The following is a 20,233-nucleotide window of genomic DNA, read 5'->3' on the forward strand; positions in this document are numbered from 1 at the left end:
TGTGTGCTGAAATGGTCTACCCTTACTATTCTAAGCCTAAAGGCTGCAAACCCGGTTCTTACCGCCTTTTTTCGCCGTATACAGGGCGTTATCCGCCAGGTTGACCAAGCTTAGCGGCGTATCGTTATAGGGATGCGGGACTATAGCACTGGCACCGATGCTGGCGGTGATAATCCCCAGTGGACTGCCCGTGTGGGCGATCTTCAACTGCCGGATGCCCTCCAGAACCCGTTCGGCAAAGGCGATTGCGCCTTGAAGATCGGTATCCGGCAGAATAATCGCCAGCTCCTCACCGCCGTAACGCGCCATCAGATCGCCAGGGCGGTTGACCATGCTTTTCAGCATGCGCCCCAACTGTTGCAAACACTGATCCCCAGCCACGTGGCCGTAGATATCGTTAAACTGTTTAAAATAGTCAATATCCAGCATCAACAGGGCTACGCTGCGATCGTTGCGCGCCGCTCGCGTCATTTCGTTTTTTAGCGCGATATCAAACTGGCGGCGGTTGGCCAGGCCGGTCAAGCCATCTAGCAAGGCCAGTTCTTCCAGCGTATGGTTCATCAGCGTCAGTTGATCACGGGTGCGCACCAGCTCGACTTCGGTCTGTACGCTTTGGTTAATCTGACGTATCAACACCAATCCCAGAGCCAGCAGTATGGACAGCAGGACTCCTCCACCAAGTGCAAAAAGTGACGCATCGCTGCGCCAGTCGGCCAGAACGTCTTTTTTCGACAGCCCGGCAGTGATCACCAGCGGGTAACGTTCCACCTGCGAATAACCGTAAACCCTTTCTACATTGTCGAACTGTGAGACCATGGTGACGTTGCCAAAGGACGAATGCGGCAGAACTTCGCGGAATAAAAGGCTATGGGAGATATTTTTCCCGATGGCATCCTCATTGTACGGGCGGCGGTACAAAATGGAGCCGTCAGCCAGTATCAGGCTGAGTGAGGCGTCGTTGTTAAGGGCAAAGGTGTTGTAAAACTGGCGGAAATAATCGACATACAGCGTCGAAATGACCACGCCGGCAAAGCTACCGTCCGCATGGTTCAGGCGGCGGGACACCGGGATAACCAAATCGCCGGTAGAGCGGCTGCGGATCACCTCGCCAATATAAATCGTATTATTGTTATGAGTGACGTGGTATTTAAAGTACTCCCGGTCGGCATTATTGGTATGGCTGAGGGGTTTACCGTTGGACGTCAGGATCCAGTTGCCCTGGGCATCATAGACAAAACTACCGTGCAGTTGCGGGAAGTTACTGGCCTGAGTCTGCATGACTTTTTGCAGACGTAAACGCTGAGGTTCGCCTAACCCATCGGTTTCAATGCGTTCGCTGAGATCGATCAGGTTATTGTCTACCTGCGCAAAGGTATCTTCGGCATGCTGTGCCAGCGATCGGGCCAGATTCTGTGAGTCATTTTCAGCAATTTGCAGGTTGCGCTGATGAGCGTTCCAGATTTGCCAGGCATTGAACATGATCAGGGTGAGCACGACGATAATAACGAACACGCCAGCCTGATAGAGTAACGGCGAGTTTTTGTTTTTCCCGGGTAATGGCTGTTTTTGGGGCGGGAGTTGTGGTGCGAGCATAGCATTCCTGTCATGCAATCAATTGGGTACGGTATTGCGAACAATCTTAACCCTTATATTTCCTTCTTGCATGTTCCGTTATATTTCCAGGATATGTTCAGCATAAATTGGTGCCGGGGAGGCGCATGGCAGCACTATCTGACGCTATGATGCAGGTTTTACTGATGCTGGCGGTATATTACCCGTTTACGCTCCTGGCGCTGGCCGGGTTGATGATTATCGCGTATCGGCGGCGGAAAACGCCTTTCTGGCGGTTGGCTCTGGTACTGCTGCTGGTGTTGTTTGTCTTGTTCTCACTGGTGGCTGCCAGCTGGCATCGTTAACGCTGGCAGTGCCTATCCTCACAGCAAGGCACTGCACCATGCGGCTACTCGACGTTGACCATCCAGTTGACACCGAACTTATCGGTCAGCATGCCGAAGCCCTTGGCCCAGAAGGTCGGTTGGAAAGGCATGGTGATGCTGCCACCTTGGGCTAGCCGGTTAAATACTTCGCCACCTTGCTCGACGTTCTCACTGAGGATCGACAGTGAATACCCACTATGTGTCGGCCCGCCTGGCTCGGATGGGCAACCGTCCGATGCCATAATGACGTTATCCCCAATCACCAGCCTGGCATGCATAATCGACTCAGGATCGGCATTGGGCGGCCCATTTTGCTGCTCTTCTGTCGGGATATCTTTGTAACGCATCATGATTTCTATAATGCCGTTTAGCTGCTGAGCATAAAAATTCACCGCTTGCTCGCAGTTACCGGCAAAAAACAGATAGGGTTGAATCAACATAGTTCCTCCTGTTGCATCCCATGCCCAGCAAGGTTGCTGAATTTGTGGGGGGTGAACATGTTCGACCGTAGGAGCGCTGCAGGCTACGCCCGCTTAACTGAGGGGCAGAGGTGCGCCAAATAGCATAAAATCGCCTTGTTCAGGAATGGCTGATGAATGCCTTGGATCGCTACTTTCACATAAACAACAGCGAGGCTGAGCCATCCCACACGGCGGCTAAAGCATAGACCAAAACCAAAAACAGCATGAAAGGGGGGTTGCTCATGGCGCTATCCTCGGTCGACGTTCAGTTGAGCATCATTCAGTATAGCTGATTATCGCCGCTCAACATGACAATTGGATGAAAATTGCACAAATTTCACGCAGTGATTTTCAGACTGCAAGAGGTGGGTAACTCGCTGATTTTTGACTATAGTAGTAAGGTACAGAGACGTAAAAACTGTCAGAGGGTGGTCTCTGACGGAAAACGTCTTGATAATACTGTTGCCAACAAGTTCGGGCAACGGGTCAATTAGGGAGAGTAAAAATGGGTATCATTTCCTGGATCGTTTTTGGGTTAATCGCCGGTATTTTGGCCAAGTGGATTATGCCGGGTAAAGACGGCGGCGGCTTTATCATGACCGTGATCCTGGGTGTGGTGGGTGCGGTTGTCGGCGGCTATATCAGTACCTTCTTCGGTATGGGCCGGGTTGATGGCTTTAACCTGGGCAGCTTTGTGGTTGCCGTTATCGGTGCCCTGGTAGTGCTTTTTGTCTACAGGAAGATCAGAAGCTAAGTAGGGTTCGATCAACTGGGGTCGCTGCGGCGGCCCTTTTTCTTTTTAAATACGACGAGCGTACAGCGTTCTGATAAGGGGATAGCGATGGGATTACTGGATGGGTTAGTCGGGGCATTAAGCGGTGGCAAAGGAATGGATTACAGCGCCATTTTGCAGTGGGTTGAACAGCAAGGGGGCTTGCCGGCTATCCTGGACAAATTCCGCCAGGGAAATTTGGCGGATGTGGTCGCCTCCTGGATCGGCACGGGTGAAAATCAGCCAATCAGCGGTGAACACGTTGAGCAGGCGTTAAGCACCGATGCCATTGCACAACTGGCTGGCAAATTGGGGATCGATCCGGCGCAGGCCTCTGCCATGATTGCCCAGTATTTGCCGATGATCACTGACAAACTGTCACCCAATGGCCAGGAGCCACAGGGCGGCGATCTGATGAGCGCCGGGATGGATTTGCTGAAAGGTAAACTGTTCGGCTGATATGTGGGACACAGCCTAGCCCTCCGGTTTCTGGCCGGAGGGTTGCCATTACAGCGTCAGCATAATTTTACCGATATGCGCACTGGACTCCATCAGGGCATGGGCCTGTGCGGCTTGTTCCAACGGGAAAGTCTGGAAAATCTGCGGTTTTAACTCCCCGCGTTCCAGCAACGGCCACACTTTCAGCTCCAGTTCGGCAGCGATCTGGGCTTTATCTTCCACACTGCGCGCCCGCAGCGTTGAGCCGGTATGGGTCAGGCGCTTAAGCAGCAGTGGCATCAGGTTCAGTTCTTTCACTACGCCGTTTTGTGTGCCGATCTGTACGATACGCCCGTCCATTGCGGCGGCACGGTAGTTCTTCTCCACGTAATCCCCCGCGATCAGATCGACGATGACATCGGCCCCTTTTCCATTGGTAGCGATTTTGGTCAGTTCGACAAAATCTTCGGTGCGGTAGTTGATGGCGACGTCGGCACCCAACGCCAGGCTGGCCTCACGCTTCTCTTCAGAGCCAACGGTAGTGATGACATAGGCGCAGAAGGCTTTGGCCAACAGGGTGGCAACCGTGCCAATGCCAGACGTGCCACCGTGGATCAGCACGGTTTCCCCGGCCCGAAGATGGCCACGTTGAAATACGTTGACCCAAACGGTGAAGAAGGTTTCTGGCATGGCGGCGGCTTCAATCATGCTGAAGCCTTGAGGGACCGGCAGCGCATTGCTTTCATGCACCTTGCAGTATTCGGCATAGCCTCCACCGGCGATCAGCGCACATACGGCATCACCAGGGGCATAGCGTTGTACCCCAACGCCAACGGCTACCACCGTGCCAGCAATTTCCAATCCGGGAATATCCGAGGCGCCCGGAGGTGGTGCATATTGCCCACGGCGTTGCATAACGTCTGGGCGGTTGACGCCGGCGGCAGCGACTTTCACCAGTATTTCACCCTGGGCCAATACCGGTAACGGGCGCTGCGCACTCACCAGAACCTCTGGTTCGCCTGGCTGGCTGATTTCGATGACCTTCATGTTTTCAGGTAGTTGTGCGTTGGCTGACATGCCGTTCTCCTTGATCAATCTGCGTATTCGGGGTATTCCCGGCTGGATTATCTTATAGGGATAACAGAGTTGGCATGTGTGCGAAAGGGCGGTTTTGTCTAGACAAGCCGAGATACCGCCGCAGAGGGGCAGAGGATCAGTCGTTTGGCGGAATACGAAAACCTTTCAGCGAGACGATAAAGTGCTTTTTGCCTTTGGAAATCTTGGCACCCTGATCGCACCACAGGCTGGCGAGCTGGAAAAAGTCGTCGCTGTCAATGTCATAGGCCAGCTCAATCTTTTTCGCCGATCCCGAGCGGATCAGCGTCTCTGCCTGCTGGTGATTAATGGCTTTTACGGTGTTCATAGGCGAATCCTTGGTGTTAACCCGGAGCGGATGGTCGCCAATCATCATATGGCTGGATTGTGACATTTTTGTGATGAAAATATGACGCGGGGCCATTCTGCGGCTCGGCGCAGGTTAAATTTGGCGGCGTACAGGTTCGGATCTAGTATGAGCGTAAATCTTTTACCAGACAGCGGATTATGACCAATAAAGTGCGAAAACAGATCCTGCGCCAGCGTAGCTATCAGCTGTTGTTCAGCAATCAAACCCGAACCGGGCGCAGGATGCAGCTGTTCTGGGTGAGCACGGCGCTGCTCAGTGTGCTGTTGCTGTTTATCGAACCTGGCGGCAGCTCGCTGTATACCCCCAATGCTCAAGTGCTTTATCAGCTGTTTTTGGCGGAGGTCTTTTTCACCACCCTTTTTACGGTGGAGTATCTGTTGCGGCTGTGGTGCACGCCGAGTAAAGAGCGCTATGCCATCAGCTTTTCGGCATCGTCGATCTGCTGACGATGTTACCGATGTATATCATCTGGATATTCCCGCATATGGCGGTGGGGTATATCGCTCTGCTGCGTGTATTGCGGATCCTGCGCGTGTTGCGGGTGTTGAAACTGTTGCGCTACATGAGTGAGATGAGCATTGTCTGGCGCAGTATCAAGCTGGCGCGCCATAAGCTGACCCTATTCTTTGGTTTTGTCGGCGTGATGCTGTGCGTATTTGGTGGCTTGATGTACGCGGTGGAGGGAGGCAGTGGTGGATTTACCAGTCTTGGCGCATCGATGTATTGGGCGGTAGTCACGTTAACCACCGTGGGCTACGGTGATATTGTGCCCCACACGCCATTAGGGCGGATGCTGGCTTCGGTGCTGATCCTGGTAGGGTATTCGATCATTGCGGTGCCTACGGGGATCCTGACCGCCTACATGTCGCAGGAGATGCAGCGCTATAGGGAACAGCGCCATTGTGCACAATGCGACCGTGGCGGGCATGAAGCCGAGGCGAAGTTTTGTAAATTTTGTGGCGCTGCATTACCACCATTGTCAGTGAAATCCGCAAGATAACGCCGATAATTTCGCCAGAGGGGAGCAAATTCTGTGCGTTCGCTCTCCCTTTCCAGCCTCACGAGCTAAAAAGAGTTGCTATTATACGCCCGACATGAGTTAATGATTCTCGGCCTGTGGTACAGACCTATTTATGCACGACATTTTGAGTAAAGTAGTTCAAATTTAAAGCGTTATCCTTGATAGCTCTTCACTGACGAATTTCCTTTCTAGTGCCTCCATAAGTAACTGATGACCGGCTATTTCATGCCCATGGTGGCTTAAATTTTTTATTGAAGGAATTCAACATGTCTAACATGATCAAAGGTCAAGTGAAGTGGTTCAACGAGTCTAAAGGTTTTGGTTTCATCACTCCTGCAGACGGCAGCAAAGACGTGTTCGTACACTTCTCTGCAATTCAGGATCAAGGCTTCAAGACCCTGGCTGAAGGCCAGAACGTACAGTTCTCTATCGAGAACGGTGCTAAAGGTCCGTCAGCGGCTAACGTTACCGCTATCTAATCGGCCTCTCGCTGATTAACAAAAACCCGCCAAGGCGGGTTTTTTTGTGTCTGCGATTTGAGCATGGTGGGCGCAGAGAGGTTCGCCGCGATATTCCAGAGGTCTGAAAGACTCAGTCTCAGTTCTGCTAAGCTTAATGGGTCGCCGCCGCATGATGGCTTAGAGGCATCACGTAAAGTATACCGCTGCACCATAGGCCTCTACTTAATTGAGAAGCATTACGCAATGGTGGGTTCTTTTCGTCAACTGTAATAGACTGAGATCCGAGATAAATAACGAGGTAGAGCATGAAAGTTAACGATCTGGTGACGGTAAAGACCGACGGCGGCCCCCGTCGAGAAGGGGTAGTACTGGAAGTTGAGGTGTTTAATGAAGGCACCATGTATCTGGTGTCACTGGAAGATTACCCGGCGGGCGTGTGGTTCTTCAATGAGATCGATAGCCGCGATGGCACTTTTGTAGAATTACGCAGCGCTGAACAGGATTAAATCTTTGCCTGCATTTAACAGCTTGCCGCTGGTCTGGTTGGCGGGCTGAAACCTGGCCGCACGGTCATGCGGTGTTGAAAGCATGCCTAAATACCCGTAGCGGCAGCATTGCCGCTGAAAACGGGCGTTTTTCTGTCGAACTCTACACCACTGCGTTCCGCTGTCGCTTTATTTGGCCGTAATGGCTAATCAACGGCTGTTGACGAAAATGCCGCTGGTAAGCGTGTCGGTCAGGCGGACAACATGGTAGATGATCTGCTTGTTGTGGGTTTTGATCTTTCTTTTGATGTTTCCCTTATGGGAAGAGACGGTTTTTACCTTGATCTGCATTTGATCGGAGATCTGGATGGTGCCTTGGCCGGACATCCACATGCGCAGCATGTTTGACTCGGTTTGGCTTAGTGTGACAGGTGTCTGATCCAGCGAGTTTTTTTCCGGGCGAACCAGCGTTCTTTCGAGATAGTGGTTAAGCAGCTGACTCATGGTTTGCGGTTTAATCGATTTTGAGGAGATGATCACGTTCTTGCGGACGTATAAATAATCGTCGAAATGTACGTTGGTGATAGCCATGAAAATAAAGAATAAAGTATCGGGATTAAGAGATATCACGCGTTTTATTCTTTCTGTCGCATCCGCTTCATGAATGAAGCAGTCTTCATTCAGGAATACCATATTAGGCTTAAGTTTTGCGCACTTCTCATGCAGGTCGTCGATATGATTGACGGCGCTAATCTGACGCTTTTTCATCCCGTGGGATGTCAGGTAATCGGTTAATCCTAATCTAGTGTAACTGCATGAATCCATAATGATTATTGGCATATAGCCTCCCACTTAAGTCCGTTTTTACGCGGTTATAAAAAGAAAAGCCTGAAGATAAAAGGCTAAAAGTTATAAAAAAATCACATCTTATGAATGCAACTTTCTATCAATAAAACCGGCATGACTCAACGTGTTTTCGAATTATATTTTTAAATCTACCAAAAGCATTAGTTTAGCTTAAGTCGACTTATTATGCTGTAGCGATTTTGCGGCTGGAAATATCAGTGGACGCCGGGTAGTCAGCCTTAAATTTGTTGCCAAGGTTAGCTAATTTCATCGCGGTACTATTTTCCGTTAATCAGATGATTCTTAAGTCTCTCTTATAACTCGCAATGACGCCAGAGTTGGCGGTTTTTTGACTGATAGTGTTGCTTCTGTTTCATCACCAAACGCCATTAAGTTTGCTTATTCAATTGATTGTATCAATGTATTGGCTCTAATGGTAACGATTCTTAGTTACTTTTATGCGCTTGAGGAAGGCGCTTATGATCGGAATCAAGTCAAAATAAGTAGTTCTGCTAACCATGTGGGCGTTAATTAAATAACAATAGTAAATTATTTCATTTGTTAATTATTCATCAGTGAATAACTTATCCGCGACATATCGATTTTCCTGACGTATCTTACTGCGCAGAGACAACGAAATGCAGCTAGATGCGATTTCAACTCACAATCAGGAGGACGGGCGCGACTGGACCTATCTGTCTAGTGAACGCCCCACAGAGCTACCTGTTTTCCAGCTGTACATGCAGCAACAGTTGGCAACCCAGGGTAAATATCGCCGTTGAATATCACAACCGATGGCCAGCAGAAGCAAAGCCTCGCCACTTTCAGACCTCAGCCCGACAAGCCTGCATTGATGCCAGCGCCAAAGTAATATCCTGTTCTTCAGTCATCCAATTCACCAGGGCTGCCCGAATACCCGGTTGGCCCGCATAGCTGGTGGGCGTGCAGCGCACCACGCCGTGCCGATCCAAGCGATCGATGAATCTGTTGCGTGCGGCGGTGGCATCGCCTGTAATGCCCTTCAGAGCAAAACACACGATGTTCAGATCCACCGGGGCCAGCAGGCGGAAGCCTTCACTGGCCGCCAATCCGTCACCTAAACGTCGCGCCAACGTCACGTTACGCTCGACAATCTCCCGCATACCGCTGCTACCGTAGGCTTTCAATGCCATCCACAAGGGCAGGGCGCGAAAACGCCTTGAGTTCTCGGGCGTCAGGTGCAAATAGTTGTCTGGGCGCAACGTGGGGGCCTCCAGATAGGACGAGTGATTCTGGAAAACCTGCATCTGCAATGCCAGATGACGGGTAAATTGAATGGCGCTGTCATAAGGGACATTCAGCCATTTATGGGCATCTACGGTGATTGAGTCTGCCTGGTGCCAACCGTTCAGCAGATGGGCCAAGCGGGGAGAACAGGCCGCGATCCCACCAAAGGCGGCATCAACATGCAGCCAGAAGGGATAGCGTGCACGCAGTGCCAGCAGGCGCGGCAGATCGTCGAAAACGCCGGTGTTTACCGTGCCTGCGCTGGCGAGCACTATCGTTGGGATATCTGGCGTGGCGGCAAGATGACGCTCCAGCGCTGCGATATCAATAGCTTCGCAATCAGCCTGGCTGGCGATAGACTTTAATGCATCACGCCCAATACCGAGCATGCTGAGCGCTTTCACGCTGCTGGCATGCGCATTGGCAGAAAGGACCTGAATCGGCCCCAAGGCGGCCAAGCCAAACTGTGCCACATCGATCCCGCGCTGCTGCCCTAACCACTGGCGGCCGATGGCGATCCCGGTGAAGTTGGCCATGGTGGCACCGCTGACAAAGCTACCGCTGAAGTCGGCGGGCAGTTGCAACAGGGTTTTCAATTGCTCAATCGTTGCCAGCTCGATCGCTGCTGCCACAGTATCATGGCTCAGTTGGCTATTCTGGTCGGCAGTGCTAACCAACCAGTCGGCAGCCAGCGCTGCAGGGGTGCTACCGCCGGTGACAAAACCAAAATAACGCGGCCCGGCACTGCCGGAAAGGCCAGCCTCATAGCGCTGCCAAAATTCTTCTAACGCCGCTAACGCCCCGCAACCCTCTTCGACCAGCCGATCGTCACCGGTTTGCAACTGTTGTTCGGCCAACGGCGGGCATACCGGGCGCTGGCTCAAGCTGGCAAGGAAGTCCTGCGCCAATTGGTTGGTATGGTCAAGTATGCGAGGTAAATCGTTGAGATCCTGCTGCAAACGTGGGTGCATGGTCATGCCTTGGGTTCGGGGTCAATATGTTTGCACTATAGGCGATCCTGATTAGTGCTAATATCGATAAAAAATGACCCTTTTGGATAGCAAGGCTAACCAGCAATGAATGAACGTCTACCTCTGCATATTTTGCCAACCTTTGTGATCGCAGCCCGGTTGGAGAATTTGCGTGCCACGGCGCAACGCGTCAGCCTGACTCATGGTGCCGTTAGCCAACAAATTCAGCAGCTCGAACAGGCTATTGGCTGCCCACTCTTTGATCGCTCCGGGCGTGGGGTACGGCTAAATGCTGCGGGGCGCGAACTGCTGGCGGCAACTGAGCCTGCCTTACTCGCTTTGCAACAGGGCGTTGAGCGGGCCAGACGGGTAGCGGAAAGCCAGATGTTGCGTATCAGCGTACTGCCTTCCTTTGCGCATTACTGGTTGTTGCCCAGATTGGCGGAGTTTCATCGTGCTTGCCCTGGGATCCGGTTGGAGATTGACGCCTCGCTGGCGATTCAGGATCTCGGCCGTAAAGGATTCGATGCCGCGATCCGCATTGGTGATGGCCAATGGCCAGGCGTTCAGGCTGAGCGTATCGCCTCAGGAGTAGTGCTGCCGGTAGCGACCCCAGAGCTGGCCAGGCAATGGCAGGAGGCATTTGATGCTGGAGATCCACAAACCCCCTTGCTTGAGCATGACGTCACTCCCTGGCATAGCTGGTTTAGCGCCGTAGGGAGAGTTGGCGGTGGACAACAGTTGGCGCTGTTCAACGATGCAGGGTTACTGCTGCGCGCAGCCGAGCAGGGATTTGGTATTGCGCTGGTGAAGACCGTGCTGGCGGAGGATGCGATTGCAGCAGGGCGCTTGGTGCCATTGGCGGCTGCGCTGCATTTGAACGATAGCGATGTCTATCTGGTGTGGCCACAAGCCGCCGGTTTAACACCTGAGGTGGCAGCGTTAGTGAACTGGTTACAGCAACAACTCGTGTCGTAGGGGCGACATGCTGCGCCCGATTATTATTGTTCCTATATCAGTCATTAAATAAGGGGAATATTCGGTTTAGTCTTCGTTTAATAATATAACCTTTACTTCACAACCTCATGTCACTATACTCCAGCCAAAATTACCGTGGAGAAAACCAATTGGACAGTTGCAGTAGTAGCGAAATAATAAAGGCAAGTTGACCAATCTCCTGTGATTTGTTGCTTGCCGAACACGGCGGGCAGCACCCCTCTCTAGTTATTCCGAGCTGTGCAAACCCGAACATGATAGTTGTCCCCGAGGCGCTTGCGCATTGGGCGTATTGATTCGGATATGATTATGGTATTTAACCATCACCACGGCCTTTTCCCTCCGGGCACTCAAACGCAGACCCGCTGATTAATTATCGGCGCGATTTCGCGTGTGCTTAACAGCACATGATTCAACCTCAATGATTAATTAAGGGGAAGATCATGGCTATGACTCCTTTTATCCTGAATTTATTCCTGGCAATGGGCCTGGGTGCCGTTATTGGTGCCGAGCGTCAATGGCGTCAGCGTATGGCGGGTTTGCGTACCAATTCTTTGGTTGCGACCGGGGCCGCAGTGTTTATCCTGAGCTCTTTTGACACTGAGCCTTCCAGCGCGGGGCGTATTGCGGCGCAGATCGTTTCCGGTATCGGTTTTCTCGGTGCCGGTGTGATTATGCGGGAAGGGCTGAATATCCGCGGCCTGAACACGGCAGCCACCTTGTGGTGCTCTGCGGCCATCGGCGTGCTATGTGGCCTGGGGCAGCATTGGGAAGCCGTCTGCGCTACCCTGGTGATCCTGTGTGCCAATATCCTGCTGCGTGAAGCGGCGCAGCGTATTAACCTGCAACCCCAGCAGCAGGCGGTGGATCTGGAGCTGCGTTATCGCGTCCAGGTCACCTGCGGGGAGCAGGATGAAATCCTGGTTCGTACCCTGATCCTACAGGCATTGAACGGCGTGGCATTACGTTTGCAATCGCTGCGTAGCGCCGATATTGCCATTCCTGGTCAGTTGGAAGTCTGTGCGGAAATTGTGGCTAATCCGGCCGCGCAAAAAGAAATTGAGGGCATTGTCTGCCGTATTAGTTTAGAACGCAGCGTGAGTGCCGTGCATTGGCGCGTGGCGTCAGAATTACCCGTTTAACGATAATTAACCTTCACCTTACTGGTGATAAGGAGGTGTTATGCAAACTCCCCCCAGAGACACAATTTATTCTGCGTAGTTAAGGTTATTAGCGTTACTTTAGCAACGCCAACAAAGTAAATTCCACTTTGCGCATGTTCACCCGTTATTACGGGCGGGGTAACCCTGTGTGCAAAGTAAAAAAAGAGAATAGCGTCATGACCCATATTAAAGAAAATAGCCGCCGCCGTGATAAACAGCGCGAGCCGTATGCCATTGCTCTCGAGGCAAAGAACAGCCTCGATCAAACGTTGGCTAATTTAAACTGTAACCGCATCGGATTAACTCAGGAAGATGCCCAGGAGCGTTTGCAGTATTTTGGTAGCAATCAGGTTGCCCATGAGAAGGCCCCGCATGCGCTGGTGCAGTTAGTCAGCGCGTTTAACAATCCGTTTATCTTTGTGTTGATGGTACTGGCAGGGATCAGTTTCTTTACCGATTACTGGTTGCCGATGCAAAACGGTGAAGAAACCGATCTTACCGGCGTCATCATTATCCTGATCATGGTTGCGTTGAGCGGGTTGCTGCGCTTCTGGCAGGAATACCGCACCAATAAAGCGGCCGAATCACTCAAATCGATGGTTCGTACCACGGCAACGGTGTTGCGCCGCAGTAATTTCAGCACCCAGGCGATAGCGGTGGAAATTCCCATTCGTGAGTTGGTTCCGGGCGATATTATTCAGCTCTCCGCCGGGGACATGGTACCCGCGGACCTCCGTTTGCTTAGCTCACGCGATCTGTTTATCAGCCAGGCCATCTTGACCGGTGAGGCGATACCGATCGAAAAATACGATGCCTTGGCCGGCGTGAGCCAAAAGTCCAGCGAGATCGATGCCTCCAGCGAAAGCGAACTGCTGGAGTTGGCCAATATCTGCCTGATGGGCACTAACGTGGCCAGCGGAACGGCGACGGCGGTGGTGGTCGCGACCGGTGGCCGCACCTACTTTGGCTCTCTGGCGAAGTCGATCGTCGGTACCCGTTCGCAAACTGCCTTTGACCGTGGGGTAAACAGCGTTAGCTGGCTGCTGATCCGCTTTATGTTGGTGATGGTGCCGATCGTCTTGCTGATTAACGGTTTTACCAAAGGAGACTGGACGGAGGCGGCCCTGTTTGCCTTGGCGGTCGCCGTGGGGCTGACGCCGGAAATGCTGCCGATGATCGTCAGCTCGAACCTGGCGAAAGGCGCAATTGCCATGGCGCGCCGCAAGGTGGTGGTCAAACGGCTGAATGCGATCCAGAACTTTGGCGCGATGGACGTGCTCTGTACCGATAAAACCGGCACCCTGACGCAGGATCGCATCATTCTGGAACACCATCTGGATGTGAATGGCAGCAAGGATAACCATGTGCTGCATTTAGCCTGGTTGAACAGCTTCCATCAGAGCGGCATGAAGAACCTGATGGATCAGGCGGTGATCCGCTTTGGCCAGGGCCAGCCAGGCGTTGAGGCGTTGGGGCGCTACAGCAAGGTTGATGAGCTGCCGTTTGATTTTATACGTCGTCGCTTGTCGATCGTGGTACAGGATGAACAACAGCGCCAACTGCTGATTTGCAAAGGTGCAGTTGAAGAGATGTTGGAGATCGCCACTCACGTCCGTGTCGGGCAGGAGGTGTTGGCGCTTGACGAGGCTCGCCGTGCCGATTTGCAGGCGTTGGCCTGCCAGTACAATGAAGATGGTTTCCGCGTGCTGGTGCTGGCAACGCGAGATCTGGGTCTGGAAGGTTGCACTCTGCCACTGAGCATTGTGGATGAACGCGACCTGGTGATCGAAGGCCTGTTGACCTTCCTCGATCCGCCAAAAGAGAGCGCTCGTGAAGCGATTGCTGCCCTGCAGGAAAATGGCGTGGCGGTGAAAGTGCTGACCGGCGACAACCCGGTAATCACCTGTAAAATCTGCCGTGACGTTGGGCTGGAACCGGGAACGCCGCTCTCCGGCCTGGAGATTGAACAGATGGACGATGCTCATCTGATGCGTGAAGTTGAGCAGCGTACGGTATTCACCAAGCTGACGCCGCTGCAAAAATCACGCGTACTGAAAATGTTGCAGGCTAATGGCCATACCGTGGGCTTCCTGGGGGATGGCATTAACGACGCCCCGGCGTTACGCGATGCCGACGTGGGCATTTCTGTCGATACCGGTACCGACATCGCCAAGGAATCCGCCGATATCATCCTGTTGGAAAAGAACCTGATGGTACTGGAAGAAGGGGTGATCAAAGGGCGTGAAACCTTCGGCAATATCATCAAGTATCTGAACATGACCGCCAGCTCCAACTTCGGCAACGTGTTCTCGGTGCTGGTGGCCAGTGCGTTTATTCCGTTCCTGCCGATGCTGGCGATCCACCTGCTGTTACAGAACCTGATGTACGATATCTCCCAGCTTTCCCTGCCGTGGGACAAGATGGACAAAGAGTTCCTGCGTAAACCCCGCAAATGGGATGCCAAGAATATTGGTCGCTTTATGCTGTGGATTGGGCCGACGTCGTCGATTTTCGACATCACGACCTATGCATTGATGTGGTTTGTGTTTGCCGCCAATAGCATAGAGCATCAGGCGCTGTTCCAGTCCGGCTGGTTTATTGAAGGATTGCTGTCTCAGACGCTGGTAGTGCATATGCTACGTACCCAGAAGATCCCGTTCATTCAGAGCACGGCGGCACTGCCGGTGTTGTTGACCACCGGGATTATTATGGCACTCGGTATCTATATTCCATTCTCGCCGCTCGGAGCATGGGTCGGGTTGCAACCGCTGCCGTGGGAGTATTTCCCTTGGCTGGTGGCCACGCTGGTCAGCTACTGTGTGGTGGCGCAATTGATGAAGCGTTTCTACATCCGCCGCTTTGGCAAGTGGTTCTAATCAGCGTCGACGCCGGGCGGTATGCCCGGTGATAAACCTCAATCGGCCTGTTTCTTAAGGGAGCTGCATCATGCGGCCCCCTGCGCCGATCAGCAATATTGCTACAGGCTGCGGCAATGCCTGCGATATTCAGAGGGGGAGCGATCGGTATGCTTTTTGAATATCCGGCAAAAGTAGTTACTGTCGTCGAACCCGCAGTTATGAGCGATCTCTTTGATCTTCAGATCATAGCCACGCAACAGATTTTTCGCCCGCTCGAGGCGCACCCCGGTGATGTACTCATTGAAACCGACTGGGCCAGACTTTTGAAACAGGTGGGAAAGGTAGTTAGGGGTAATATGAAATCGTTTGGCGACGCCTTCCCGTGTTAACGGTAGCCCGGCGTGGTCATCAAGATAATCCTGTATGGCCAGCAGCAGTTCCTGGCTTTTACTGACGGTTTGCCCCTGGCTTGCGAGCTGCTCCAGGCAGTGGCTAACCAACCCGGTAAAGATTAGCCGGGAGGTCAACGCATCGGGTTGCAGCAAAACCTCATTCATCGCTAACAGCAGGTATGAGCCAACTCGGGGCCCACGCCGCGCAACGTGCTGTTTTTGCGTCTCACACAGCGTTTGTCCGTCCCACCTTTGCAGGCTGAAACCCAGCCGTTGCTTACTGAACAAGATGCTCAGCGTGGTGGCTGGCTGGGTCCATTGCGGAAAACTCCATTTACCCGCGGGGACATAAAGCACCTGATAGCTGGAGAGCGTGTTATTGGCCAAAGGTAGGCACTGATCTTCAACTTCCCCATCTAGCACTATCTCAAGCCGTGGAAAAGGTACGCAGAAGGCCAAGGGCGGGGCGGGAAAAGTGGGCTCAGGAAACCTTACCTGGATCGCATCCTGATGGGCAATCAGCTGTTTAAGCAGGGTAACAAGCGTTTCAGACATCGCGATCTCCAGTGCTCTTCGGCGGTTACGGTTTGGCGCATTTATGACCCAAGTCACATTTTTGCTTGGAGTACATCTGTGTCCAGTATTTCGTAGTAAAAGCCCCCTGTTTTTGGCCCAGGCTTCCAGTAAATTTGCCGTTATGTTATCAAAAAGTAAATGGAGAAATCATGATGCAGCGTCAATCCGAGATATACCTGGAGGCTTTAGGAGCCAGCATCGAGTTAACGGCACAGATGAAGCAGGAGCTTGATACGCTAGGGTATACCGTGGTGCACAACGTGGCCGATCCTGACTGGTTGGTGGCGATGCGCAATCTTATTGATGAGCTGGTGGAGAAAGAAGGGGATAACCTGGCCATTGAGCACCATCAGGAAGCGACGGCAACGCGCATTGCCAACATGGTGAATAAAGGTGTGGTGTGGGAAAAGGTGTGGTCGCACCCGCTGATCCTGTCTGCCTGTCGCTATATTTTCAACGGTGAGTTCAAGGTCTCTAGCCTCAATGCCCGCGAAGCCTTGCACGGTGGCGGTCATCAGCCTCTACATGCCGACTGGAAAAAGCCGCGCCCCGATTTTCCCAAAGTACACCTGGTCAATGCGATATGGGCGATTGACGACCTAAGTGCGGAAAATGGCGCGCCGCGGATCATCGCCGGAACGCATCTGCGGCCGGAATTGCCGGAAGAGGTGTTGGCCGATCCCGACTTGGCACATCCCGATGAAATTGTCTTTGCAGCCCCTGCCGGTAGCGTGATGATCTACAACGCGCACACCTGGCATGGAGGGACTCAGAACAGGATCGGTACCCGGCGGCGGGTGTTGCACGCACTCTATATTGACCGTGCAGATACTGCCCAGCAGGACCAGCGCCGCTGGCTGAAGGAAGAAACGGCCAGCCGACTGACCCCGGCGCAAAAATGGCTGCTGGATGTGCTCTGAGTCTCCGGAGTAGGGGCGTTGCTGCGCACGTTAAATCCGATGTCAGCACCGGATCTGCGAGACAGCTCTCGTTAATCGTTACGTTAATGTTGCCGTAATGGACTATTGTCTTCTCTTCATTTGCTAACTCGCGCTTGTCAAAGACGTGAGGGACACGGAGAGAATATGAATCAGCGGGAACTAGAAAGCGCCATCGTCACCGATTTCTCCAAACGTATGAGCTACGGTGATTACTTGTGCCTGGACCAGCTGCTGGCTTGTCAGCAGCCACTTTCCAACCCGCAGCATCATGATGAGATGCTGTTTGTGGTGCAACATCAGACCTCGGAACTGTGGATGAAACTGATGCTGCATGAACTGCAGGCGGCCAGGGCTCTGGTGCAGCAGGATAAACTTAGCCACTGCTTCAAAATCCTGGCCAGGGTAAAGCAGATCCAGCGTTTGCTGTTTGAGCAATGGGCGGTCCTGGAGACGCTGACTCCGTCTGAATATGTGGAGTTCCGTGGCGTGCTGGGTAACTCTTCGGGTTTCCAATCTCATCAATATCGTTCGATCGAATTTTTGTTGGGGAACAAAAATGCCGCCATGCTGGCCGTCTTCAGCGACGATGCGCCAAAACATGCCGCGCTGAAAGCGATCCTCGAAGCCCCGAGCCTGTATGACGAATTCCTCCGCTATCTTTCCCGCCACGGCCTTGCGGTACCTCAGGCATGCATTGAACGAGACTGGACCCAGCCTTACCAGCGCAATTCAGAGCTGTTACCGGTGTTCAAACTGATTTACGATAACCCGCAAACCTACTGGGCGGCCTACGAAATGGCCGAGAAGCTGGTGGATATCGAGGAAAGCTTCCATCTATGGCGTTTTCGCCATATGAAAACGGTCGAGCGGATCATTGGTTTTAAATCGGGTACCGGCGGCTCCAGCGGCGTCAGCTTCTTGAAGAAGGCGTTAGAACTGACATTTTTCCCTGAATTGCTGGATGTGCGAACCGAAATTGGCGCTTGACTCTATTGTTCCGAACATAGGCGAGAGGAGTGATGACAATGGCGGTAAGAATTGAGCAAAAACCGGCAGAAAAGGCCGTTGGCGTGCGGGTTGTGGGGGCTTATGCGCAATCAGTCCCACTGGGTTTTCAGCAACTGATGGCCTGGCAACAACAGCAAGGCATTCCCGTGGGGAAATGGCTGGTACTCTATTGGGACGATCCGAACCAGGTCGCAGCGGAAAACCTGCGTGCCGACGTGGTGTTTACCGTTGCCGATGATTTTGTGCTGCCTGCCGGCAGTGAAAACATGGTGATACAAACCCTGCCCGCAGGGGAATACGCCGTGTACCGGGTGCGGATCAGCGATGGGGATTTCGCCACCCCCTGGCGTAATTTTTACCAGCAGCTGTTACCCGCCAGCGGCTATCGGCCGTCTGAGGGTATTTGCTATGAACATTATCTCAATGATTGCGTGGCTGATGGCTACTTTGATCTGGAGATTTGCCAGTCGGTAACCAAGATCTGAACGCTGCGTAAAGGGTTCAGGGCGCTTAGCGCCCTGAACTACAGATCACTCCTGTGCAACACGGATAATCCTTTGCGCAAGAAAAATATCGTCTTGAACACCACACCAGAACGCTCCGCCATTCAGGCAGATCCTATCGACATGCCACAACCCACTTTTCCTGCCTACCGAGTCTTGTAGTCCTCGCCCTACACGTGTCTGACGAATTGTCTTATTTTTATTACGCTGTGAAATGTTAATATTTTCCCATACCCGAAAGCCTGAAGGGTTAAGTAAAGAAACTCGGCGGGCACTGGTATGATTATACCGCGATTAATTCCCAGCTTGGAATAGCTGGAGTTTATCTTGGTACTGTTTATTGGGTTTTAATAAATTCATTGAGCTACAGATGCATCATCTGTGGCTCTCATAACAGCGCCGCCGGTTTTTGTCTCGCAGGTATTTGATTTATACATTCCGGTATAGCACCGGAATATTTAACTGTAACACCAAACAAAGGAAATTAAATTCATGTTCACCACTTTGAATAAAACGCTGCTGGCTGCTTCTATCGTTCTCGGCCTGTCCTCTGCAGCATTCGCTGACGCGGGTAACGGCAAAGTAACCATTATCGGTTCTATTATTGATGCACCGTGCTCCATTGCACCAGAGTCGCTGGATCAGACCGTTGATCTGGGTCAGCTTTCTAAAGCCAGCCTGGTTGATGGTGGCAAATCCGAGCCAAAAAACTTTTCTATCAAACTGGAAAACTGCACCTTCGGTACCCCAGCTACCAAAAATAAGGTAAGCGTCACCTATACCGGTATGGAGTCTTCTACTGTTGATGGCCTGCTGGGCATCACTGGCACCGCTACTGGCGCCGCTGTGGCCCTGGTTGATGGTACCGGTGAACTGATTAAGTTGGGCCAACCAACCACAGCTCAGACTTTGCAGGATGGTAAAAACACCCTGAGCTTCGCTGCGTACATGCAGGGCGGCGCAGCTGCTGGCATTACTGAAGGTACTTTCCAGGCAGTGACCGACTTTACCCTGGCTTACAACTAAGTCGTTACTCTGTAGTTATCTCTAAAACAACCACACAGTTGTGCTTAATGCATGCAGGTTTCCTGCATGCATTTTTCAGGAGAGACCCGTCGGGGAGTTTGTTTTTATGCAACTGAAAAATACCGTATTTATAGTGTTTTCCTGCCTGTTTTTCCTGCCTGCTTTTTCTTCATTTGCTGCTGAAAGTCTGGCCGGATGGGGGCGTGTCAACATGCAGGGAGCCATTATCGACACAGCTTGTGCTATCGACGTGGCCAGCTATGAGCAGACCATCGATATGGAGACCATTCCACTGGCCGATATCGTGCGTGACGGTCAGGGGCGTAGCAAGCCTTTTTCCATCAATCTGATCAACTGCCTGCTCGCGCGCAAGGGTAAGGCGGACTGGCAATCTTTTCAGGTGACCTTTGATGGCACCGCCGACGGTGAACTTTTCGGCATTAATGGCGATGCCTCCGGCGTTGCGCTGAAAATCATTGATGAGGCGGGCAATGTCGCTGCACCCGGAAAAGCCATGCCGCTTATTTCCGTCGTGCCTGGCAGTATGCAGCTGAATTATATCATGCGGTTGGTAACCAATAATCGCGAACTCAAGTCAGGCGATTATTTCTCATTAATTCGTTTCAAATTGGATTATTTCTGATGGT

23 protein-coding genes are annotated in these 20,233 nt (G+C 52.4%); 16 read left to right on the plus strand and 7 right to left on the minus strand.

What is annotated here, in order from left to right; all coding sequences use genetic code 11:
* Window positions 1–36: 36 nt before the first annotated feature.
* Window positions 37–1,593, minus strand: coding sequence for a sensor domain-containing diguanylate cyclase (locus ACX9GU_RS10175; protein WP_473194670.1), 1,557 nt, complete (start codon window positions 1,591–1,593; stop codon window positions 37–39).
* A 125-nt stretch (window positions 1,594–1,718) separates the two neighbouring features.
* Between ACX9GU_RS10175 and ACX9GU_RS10180 the strand changes: the two genes are divergently transcribed.
* On the plus strand, window positions 1,719–1,916 hold the full coding sequence (locus ACX9GU_RS10180; protein ID WP_473194671.1) for a hypothetical protein: 198 nt from the start codon (window positions 1,719–1,721) through the stop codon (window positions 1,914–1,916).
* A 44-nt stretch (window positions 1,917–1,960) separates the two neighbouring features.
* On the opposite strand, the gene ACX9GU_RS10185 is transcribed toward ACX9GU_RS10180, so the two are convergent.
* Window positions 1,961–2,377 carry a VOC family protein gene (locus ACX9GU_RS10185; protein WP_473194672.1) on the minus strand — a complete coding sequence of 139 codons (417 nt, stop codon included), beginning with the start codon at window positions 2,375–2,377 and terminating at the stop codon, window positions 1,961–1,963.
* Window positions 2,378–2,903: 526 nt separating this feature from the next.
* On the opposite strand from ACX9GU_RS10185, the gene ACX9GU_RS10190 reads away from it, so the two are divergent.
* Window positions 2,904–3,152, plus strand: a complete 249-nt coding sequence (locus ACX9GU_RS10190) for a GlsB/YeaQ/YmgE family stress response membrane protein (protein ID WP_021805741.1) — start codon at window positions 2,904–2,906, stop codon at window positions 3,150–3,152.
* 87 nt (window positions 3,153–3,239) lie between these two features.
* The gene (locus ACX9GU_RS10195) at window positions 3,240–3,629 is read left to right on the plus strand and encodes a YidB family protein (protein ID WP_473194673.1); all 390 of its coding nucleotides are present in this window, start codon (window positions 3,240–3,242) and stop codon (window positions 3,627–3,629) included.
* 48 nt (window positions 3,630–3,677) lie between these two features.
* Here the strand turns inward: ACX9GU_RS10195 and ACX9GU_RS10200 are convergent, their stop codons facing one another.
* Window positions 3,678–4,685 carry an NAD(P)H-quinone oxidoreductase gene (locus ACX9GU_RS10200; RefSeq protein ID WP_473194674.1) on the minus strand — a complete coding sequence of 336 codons (1,008 nt, stop codon included), beginning with the start codon at window positions 4,683–4,685 and terminating at the stop codon, window positions 3,678–3,680.
* Between the two features lie 136 nt (window positions 4,686–4,821).
* The gene (locus ACX9GU_RS10205; protein ID WP_021805739.1) at window positions 4,822–5,031 is read right to left on the minus strand and encodes a hypothetical protein; all 210 of its coding nucleotides are present in this window, start codon (window positions 5,029–5,031) and stop codon (window positions 4,822–4,824) included.
* A 179-nt stretch (window positions 5,032–5,210) separates the two neighbouring features.
* Between ACX9GU_RS10205 and ACX9GU_RS10210 the strand changes: the two genes are divergently transcribed.
* From ACX9GU_RS10210 to dsrB, 4 genes are all read left to right on the plus strand, one after another.
* Window positions 5,211–5,519, plus strand: a complete 309-nt coding sequence (locus ACX9GU_RS10210; protein ID WP_473194675.1) for a hypothetical protein — start codon at window positions 5,211–5,213, stop codon at window positions 5,517–5,519.
* An 11-nt stretch (window positions 5,520–5,530) separates the two neighbouring features.
* Window positions 5,531–6,073: a potassium channel family protein gene (locus ACX9GU_RS10215; RefSeq protein WP_473194676.1), complete on the plus strand. Its 543-nt coding sequence runs from the start codon at window positions 5,531–5,533 to the stop codon at window positions 6,071–6,073.
* 287 nt (window positions 6,074–6,360) lie between these two features.
* A complete protein-coding gene (cspE, locus tag ACX9GU_RS10220; protein WP_004946278.1) occupies window positions 6,361–6,573 on the plus strand; it encodes a transcription antiterminator/RNA stability regulator CspE in 213 nt (70 codons plus the stop codon).
* A gap of 287 nt (window positions 6,574–6,860) precedes the next feature.
* Window positions 6,861–7,061 (plus strand): protein DsrB, encoded by a 201-nt coding sequence (dsrB, locus tag ACX9GU_RS10225; protein ID WP_021180904.1) that lies wholly within the window; start codon window positions 6,861–6,863, stop codon window positions 7,059–7,061.
* A 189-nt stretch (window positions 7,062–7,250) separates the two neighbouring features.
* Here dsrB and rcsA read toward each other — a convergent pair whose 3' ends face one another.
* Complete coding sequence (rcsA, locus tag ACX9GU_RS10230) at window positions 7,251–7,880, minus strand: transcriptional regulator RcsA (protein WP_473194677.1); 630 nt, start codon at window positions 7,878–7,880, stop codon at window positions 7,251–7,253.
* 644 nt (window positions 7,881–8,524) lie between these two features.
* Between rcsA and ACX9GU_RS10235 the strand changes: the two genes are divergently transcribed.
* Window positions 8,525–8,668 carry a hypothetical protein gene (locus ACX9GU_RS10235; RefSeq protein WP_473194678.1) on the plus strand — a complete coding sequence of 48 codons (144 nt, stop codon included), beginning with the start codon at window positions 8,525–8,527 and terminating at the stop codon, window positions 8,666–8,668.
* A 42-nt stretch (window positions 8,669–8,710) separates the two neighbouring features.
* Here the strand turns inward: ACX9GU_RS10235 and ACX9GU_RS10240 are convergent, their stop codons facing one another.
* The gene (locus tag ACX9GU_RS10240; protein ID WP_473194679.1) at window positions 8,711–10,123 is read right to left on the minus strand and encodes a pyridoxal phosphate-dependent decarboxylase family protein; all 1,413 of its coding nucleotides are present in this window, start codon (window positions 10,121–10,123) and stop codon (window positions 8,711–8,713) included.
* Between the two features lie 105 nt (window positions 10,124–10,228).
* Between ACX9GU_RS10240 and ACX9GU_RS10245 the strand changes: the two genes are divergently transcribed.
* The 3 genes from ACX9GU_RS10245 to mgtA all read left to right on the plus strand — a co-directional run bounded on the left by ACX9GU_RS10245 (window position 10,229) and on the right by mgtA (window position 15,158).
* A complete protein-coding gene (locus ACX9GU_RS10245; RefSeq protein WP_473194680.1) occupies window positions 10,229–11,101 on the plus strand; it encodes a LysR substrate-binding domain-containing protein in 873 nt (290 codons plus the stop codon).
* A 461-nt stretch (window positions 11,102–11,562) separates the two neighbouring features.
* On the plus strand, window positions 11,563–12,261 hold the full coding sequence (locus ACX9GU_RS10250) for an MgtC family protein (protein WP_021180910.1): 699 nt from the start codon (window positions 11,563–11,565) through the stop codon (window positions 12,259–12,261).
* Window positions 12,262–12,458: 197 nt separating this feature from the next.
* Window positions 12,459–15,158, plus strand: a complete 2,700-nt coding sequence (gene mgtA / locus ACX9GU_RS10255; protein ID WP_473194681.1) for a magnesium-translocating P-type ATPase — start codon at window positions 12,459–12,461, stop codon at window positions 15,156–15,158.
* A gap of 101 nt (window positions 15,159–15,259) precedes the next feature.
* On the opposite strand, the gene ACX9GU_RS10260 is transcribed toward mgtA, so the two are convergent.
* On the minus strand, window positions 15,260–16,087 hold the full coding sequence (locus ACX9GU_RS10260) for an AraC family transcriptional regulator (protein WP_473194682.1): 828 nt from the start codon (window positions 16,085–16,087) through the stop codon (window positions 15,260–15,262).
* Window positions 16,088–16,260: 173 nt separating this feature from the next.
* On the opposite strand from ACX9GU_RS10260, the gene ACX9GU_RS10265 reads away from it, so the two are divergent.
* The 5 genes from ACX9GU_RS10265 to ACX9GU_RS10285 all read left to right on the plus strand — a co-directional run bounded on the left by ACX9GU_RS10265 (window position 16,261) and on the right by ACX9GU_RS10285 (window position 20,229).
* Window positions 16,261–17,028 (plus strand): phytanoyl-CoA dioxygenase family protein, encoded by a 768-nt coding sequence (locus tag ACX9GU_RS10265; RefSeq protein WP_059202053.1) that lies wholly within the window; start codon window positions 16,261–16,263, stop codon window positions 17,026–17,028.
* Between the two features lie 165 nt (window positions 17,029–17,193).
* A complete protein-coding gene (kynA, locus tag ACX9GU_RS10270; protein WP_473194683.1) occupies window positions 17,194–18,036 on the plus strand; it encodes a tryptophan 2,3-dioxygenase in 843 nt (280 codons plus the stop codon).
* 38 nt (window positions 18,037–18,074) lie between these two features.
* A complete protein-coding gene (sbmC, locus tag ACX9GU_RS10275) occupies window positions 18,075–18,542 on the plus strand; it encodes a DNA gyrase inhibitor SbmC (protein ID WP_473194684.1) in 468 nt (155 codons plus the stop codon).
* 510 nt (window positions 18,543–19,052) lie between these two features.
* Window positions 19,053–19,586: a fimbrial protein gene (locus tag ACX9GU_RS10280; protein ID WP_473194685.1), complete on the plus strand. Its 534-nt coding sequence runs from the start codon at window positions 19,053–19,055 to the stop codon at window positions 19,584–19,586.
* Between the two features lie 106 nt (window positions 19,587–19,692).
* Window positions 19,693–20,229 (plus strand): fimbrial protein, encoded by a 537-nt coding sequence (locus ACX9GU_RS10285; protein WP_473194686.1) that lies wholly within the window; start codon window positions 19,693–19,695, stop codon window positions 20,227–20,229.
* Window positions 20,230–20,233: the final 4 nt, after the last annotated feature.

The sequence above is a fragment of the Serratia sp. K1WW1 genome (genome assembly GCF_055790865.1).

Coding starts and splice junctions, on each gene's coding strand:
- ACX9GU_RS10175 (WP_473194670.1), bottom strand. CDS start 1,593: ATGCTCGCACCACAACTCCCGCCCCAAAAACAGCCATTACCCGGGAAA.
- ACX9GU_RS10180 (WP_473194671.1), top strand. CDS start 1,719: ATGGCAGCACTATCTGACGCTATGATGCAGGTTTTACTGATGCTGGCG.
- ACX9GU_RS10185 (WP_473194672.1), bottom strand. CDS start 2,377: ATGTTGATTCAACCCTATCTGTTTTTTGCCGGTAACTGCGAGCAAGCG.
- ACX9GU_RS10190 (WP_021805741.1), top strand. CDS start 2,904: ATGGGTATCATTTCCTGGATCGTTTTTGGGTTAATCGCCGGTATTTTG.
- ACX9GU_RS10195 (WP_473194673.1), top strand. CDS start 3,240: ATGGGATTACTGGATGGGTTAGTCGGGGCATTAAGCGGTGGCAAAGGA.
- ACX9GU_RS10200 (WP_473194674.1), bottom strand. CDS start 4,685: ATGTCAGCCAACGCACAACTACCTGAAAACATGAAGGTCATCGAAATC.
- ACX9GU_RS10205 (WP_021805739.1), bottom strand. CDS start 5,031: ATGAACACCGTAAAAGCCATTAATCACCAGCAGGCAGAGACGCTGATC.
- ACX9GU_RS10210 (WP_473194675.1), top strand. CDS start 5,211: ATGACCAATAAAGTGCGAAAACAGATCCTGCGCCAGCGTAGCTATCAG.
- ACX9GU_RS10215 (WP_473194676.1), top strand. CDS start 5,531: ATGTATATCATCTGGATATTCCCGCATATGGCGGTGGGGTATATCGCT.
- cspE (WP_004946278.1), top strand. CDS start 6,361: ATGTCTAACATGATCAAAGGTCAAGTGAAGTGGTTCAACGAGTCTAAA.
- dsrB (WP_021180904.1), top strand. CDS start 6,861: ATGAAAGTTAACGATCTGGTGACGGTAAAGACCGACGGCGGCCCCCGT.
- rcsA (WP_473194677.1), bottom strand. CDS start 7,880: ATGCCAATAATCATTATGGATTCATGCAGTTACACTAGATTAGGATTA.
- ACX9GU_RS10235 (WP_473194678.1), top strand. CDS start 8,525: ATGCAGCTAGATGCGATTTCAACTCACAATCAGGAGGACGGGCGCGAC.
- ACX9GU_RS10240 (WP_473194679.1), bottom strand. CDS start 10,123: ATGCACCCACGTTTGCAGCAGGATCTCAACGATTTACCTCGCATACTT.
- ACX9GU_RS10245 (WP_473194680.1), top strand. CDS start 10,229: ATGAATGAACGTCTACCTCTGCATATTTTGCCAACCTTTGTGATCGCA.
- ACX9GU_RS10250 (WP_021180910.1), top strand. CDS start 11,563: ATGGCTATGACTCCTTTTATCCTGAATTTATTCCTGGCAATGGGCCTG.
- mgtA (WP_473194681.1), top strand. CDS start 12,459: ATGACCCATATTAAAGAAAATAGCCGCCGCCGTGATAAACAGCGCGAG.
- ACX9GU_RS10260 (WP_473194682.1), bottom strand. CDS start 16,087: ATGTCTGAAACGCTTGTTACCCTGCTTAAACAGCTGATTGCCCATCAG.
- ACX9GU_RS10265 (WP_059202053.1), top strand. CDS start 16,261: ATGCAGCGTCAATCCGAGATATACCTGGAGGCTTTAGGAGCCAGCATC.
- kynA (WP_473194683.1), top strand. CDS start 17,194: ATGAATCAGCGGGAACTAGAAAGCGCCATCGTCACCGATTTCTCCAAA.
- sbmC (WP_473194684.1), top strand. CDS start 18,075: ATGGCGGTAAGAATTGAGCAAAAACCGGCAGAAAAGGCCGTTGGCGTG.
- ACX9GU_RS10280 (WP_473194685.1), top strand. CDS start 19,053: ATGTTCACCACTTTGAATAAAACGCTGCTGGCTGCTTCTATCGTTCTC.
- ACX9GU_RS10285 (WP_473194686.1), top strand. CDS start 19,693: ATGCAACTGAAAAATACCGTATTTATAGTGTTTTCCTGCCTGTTTTTC.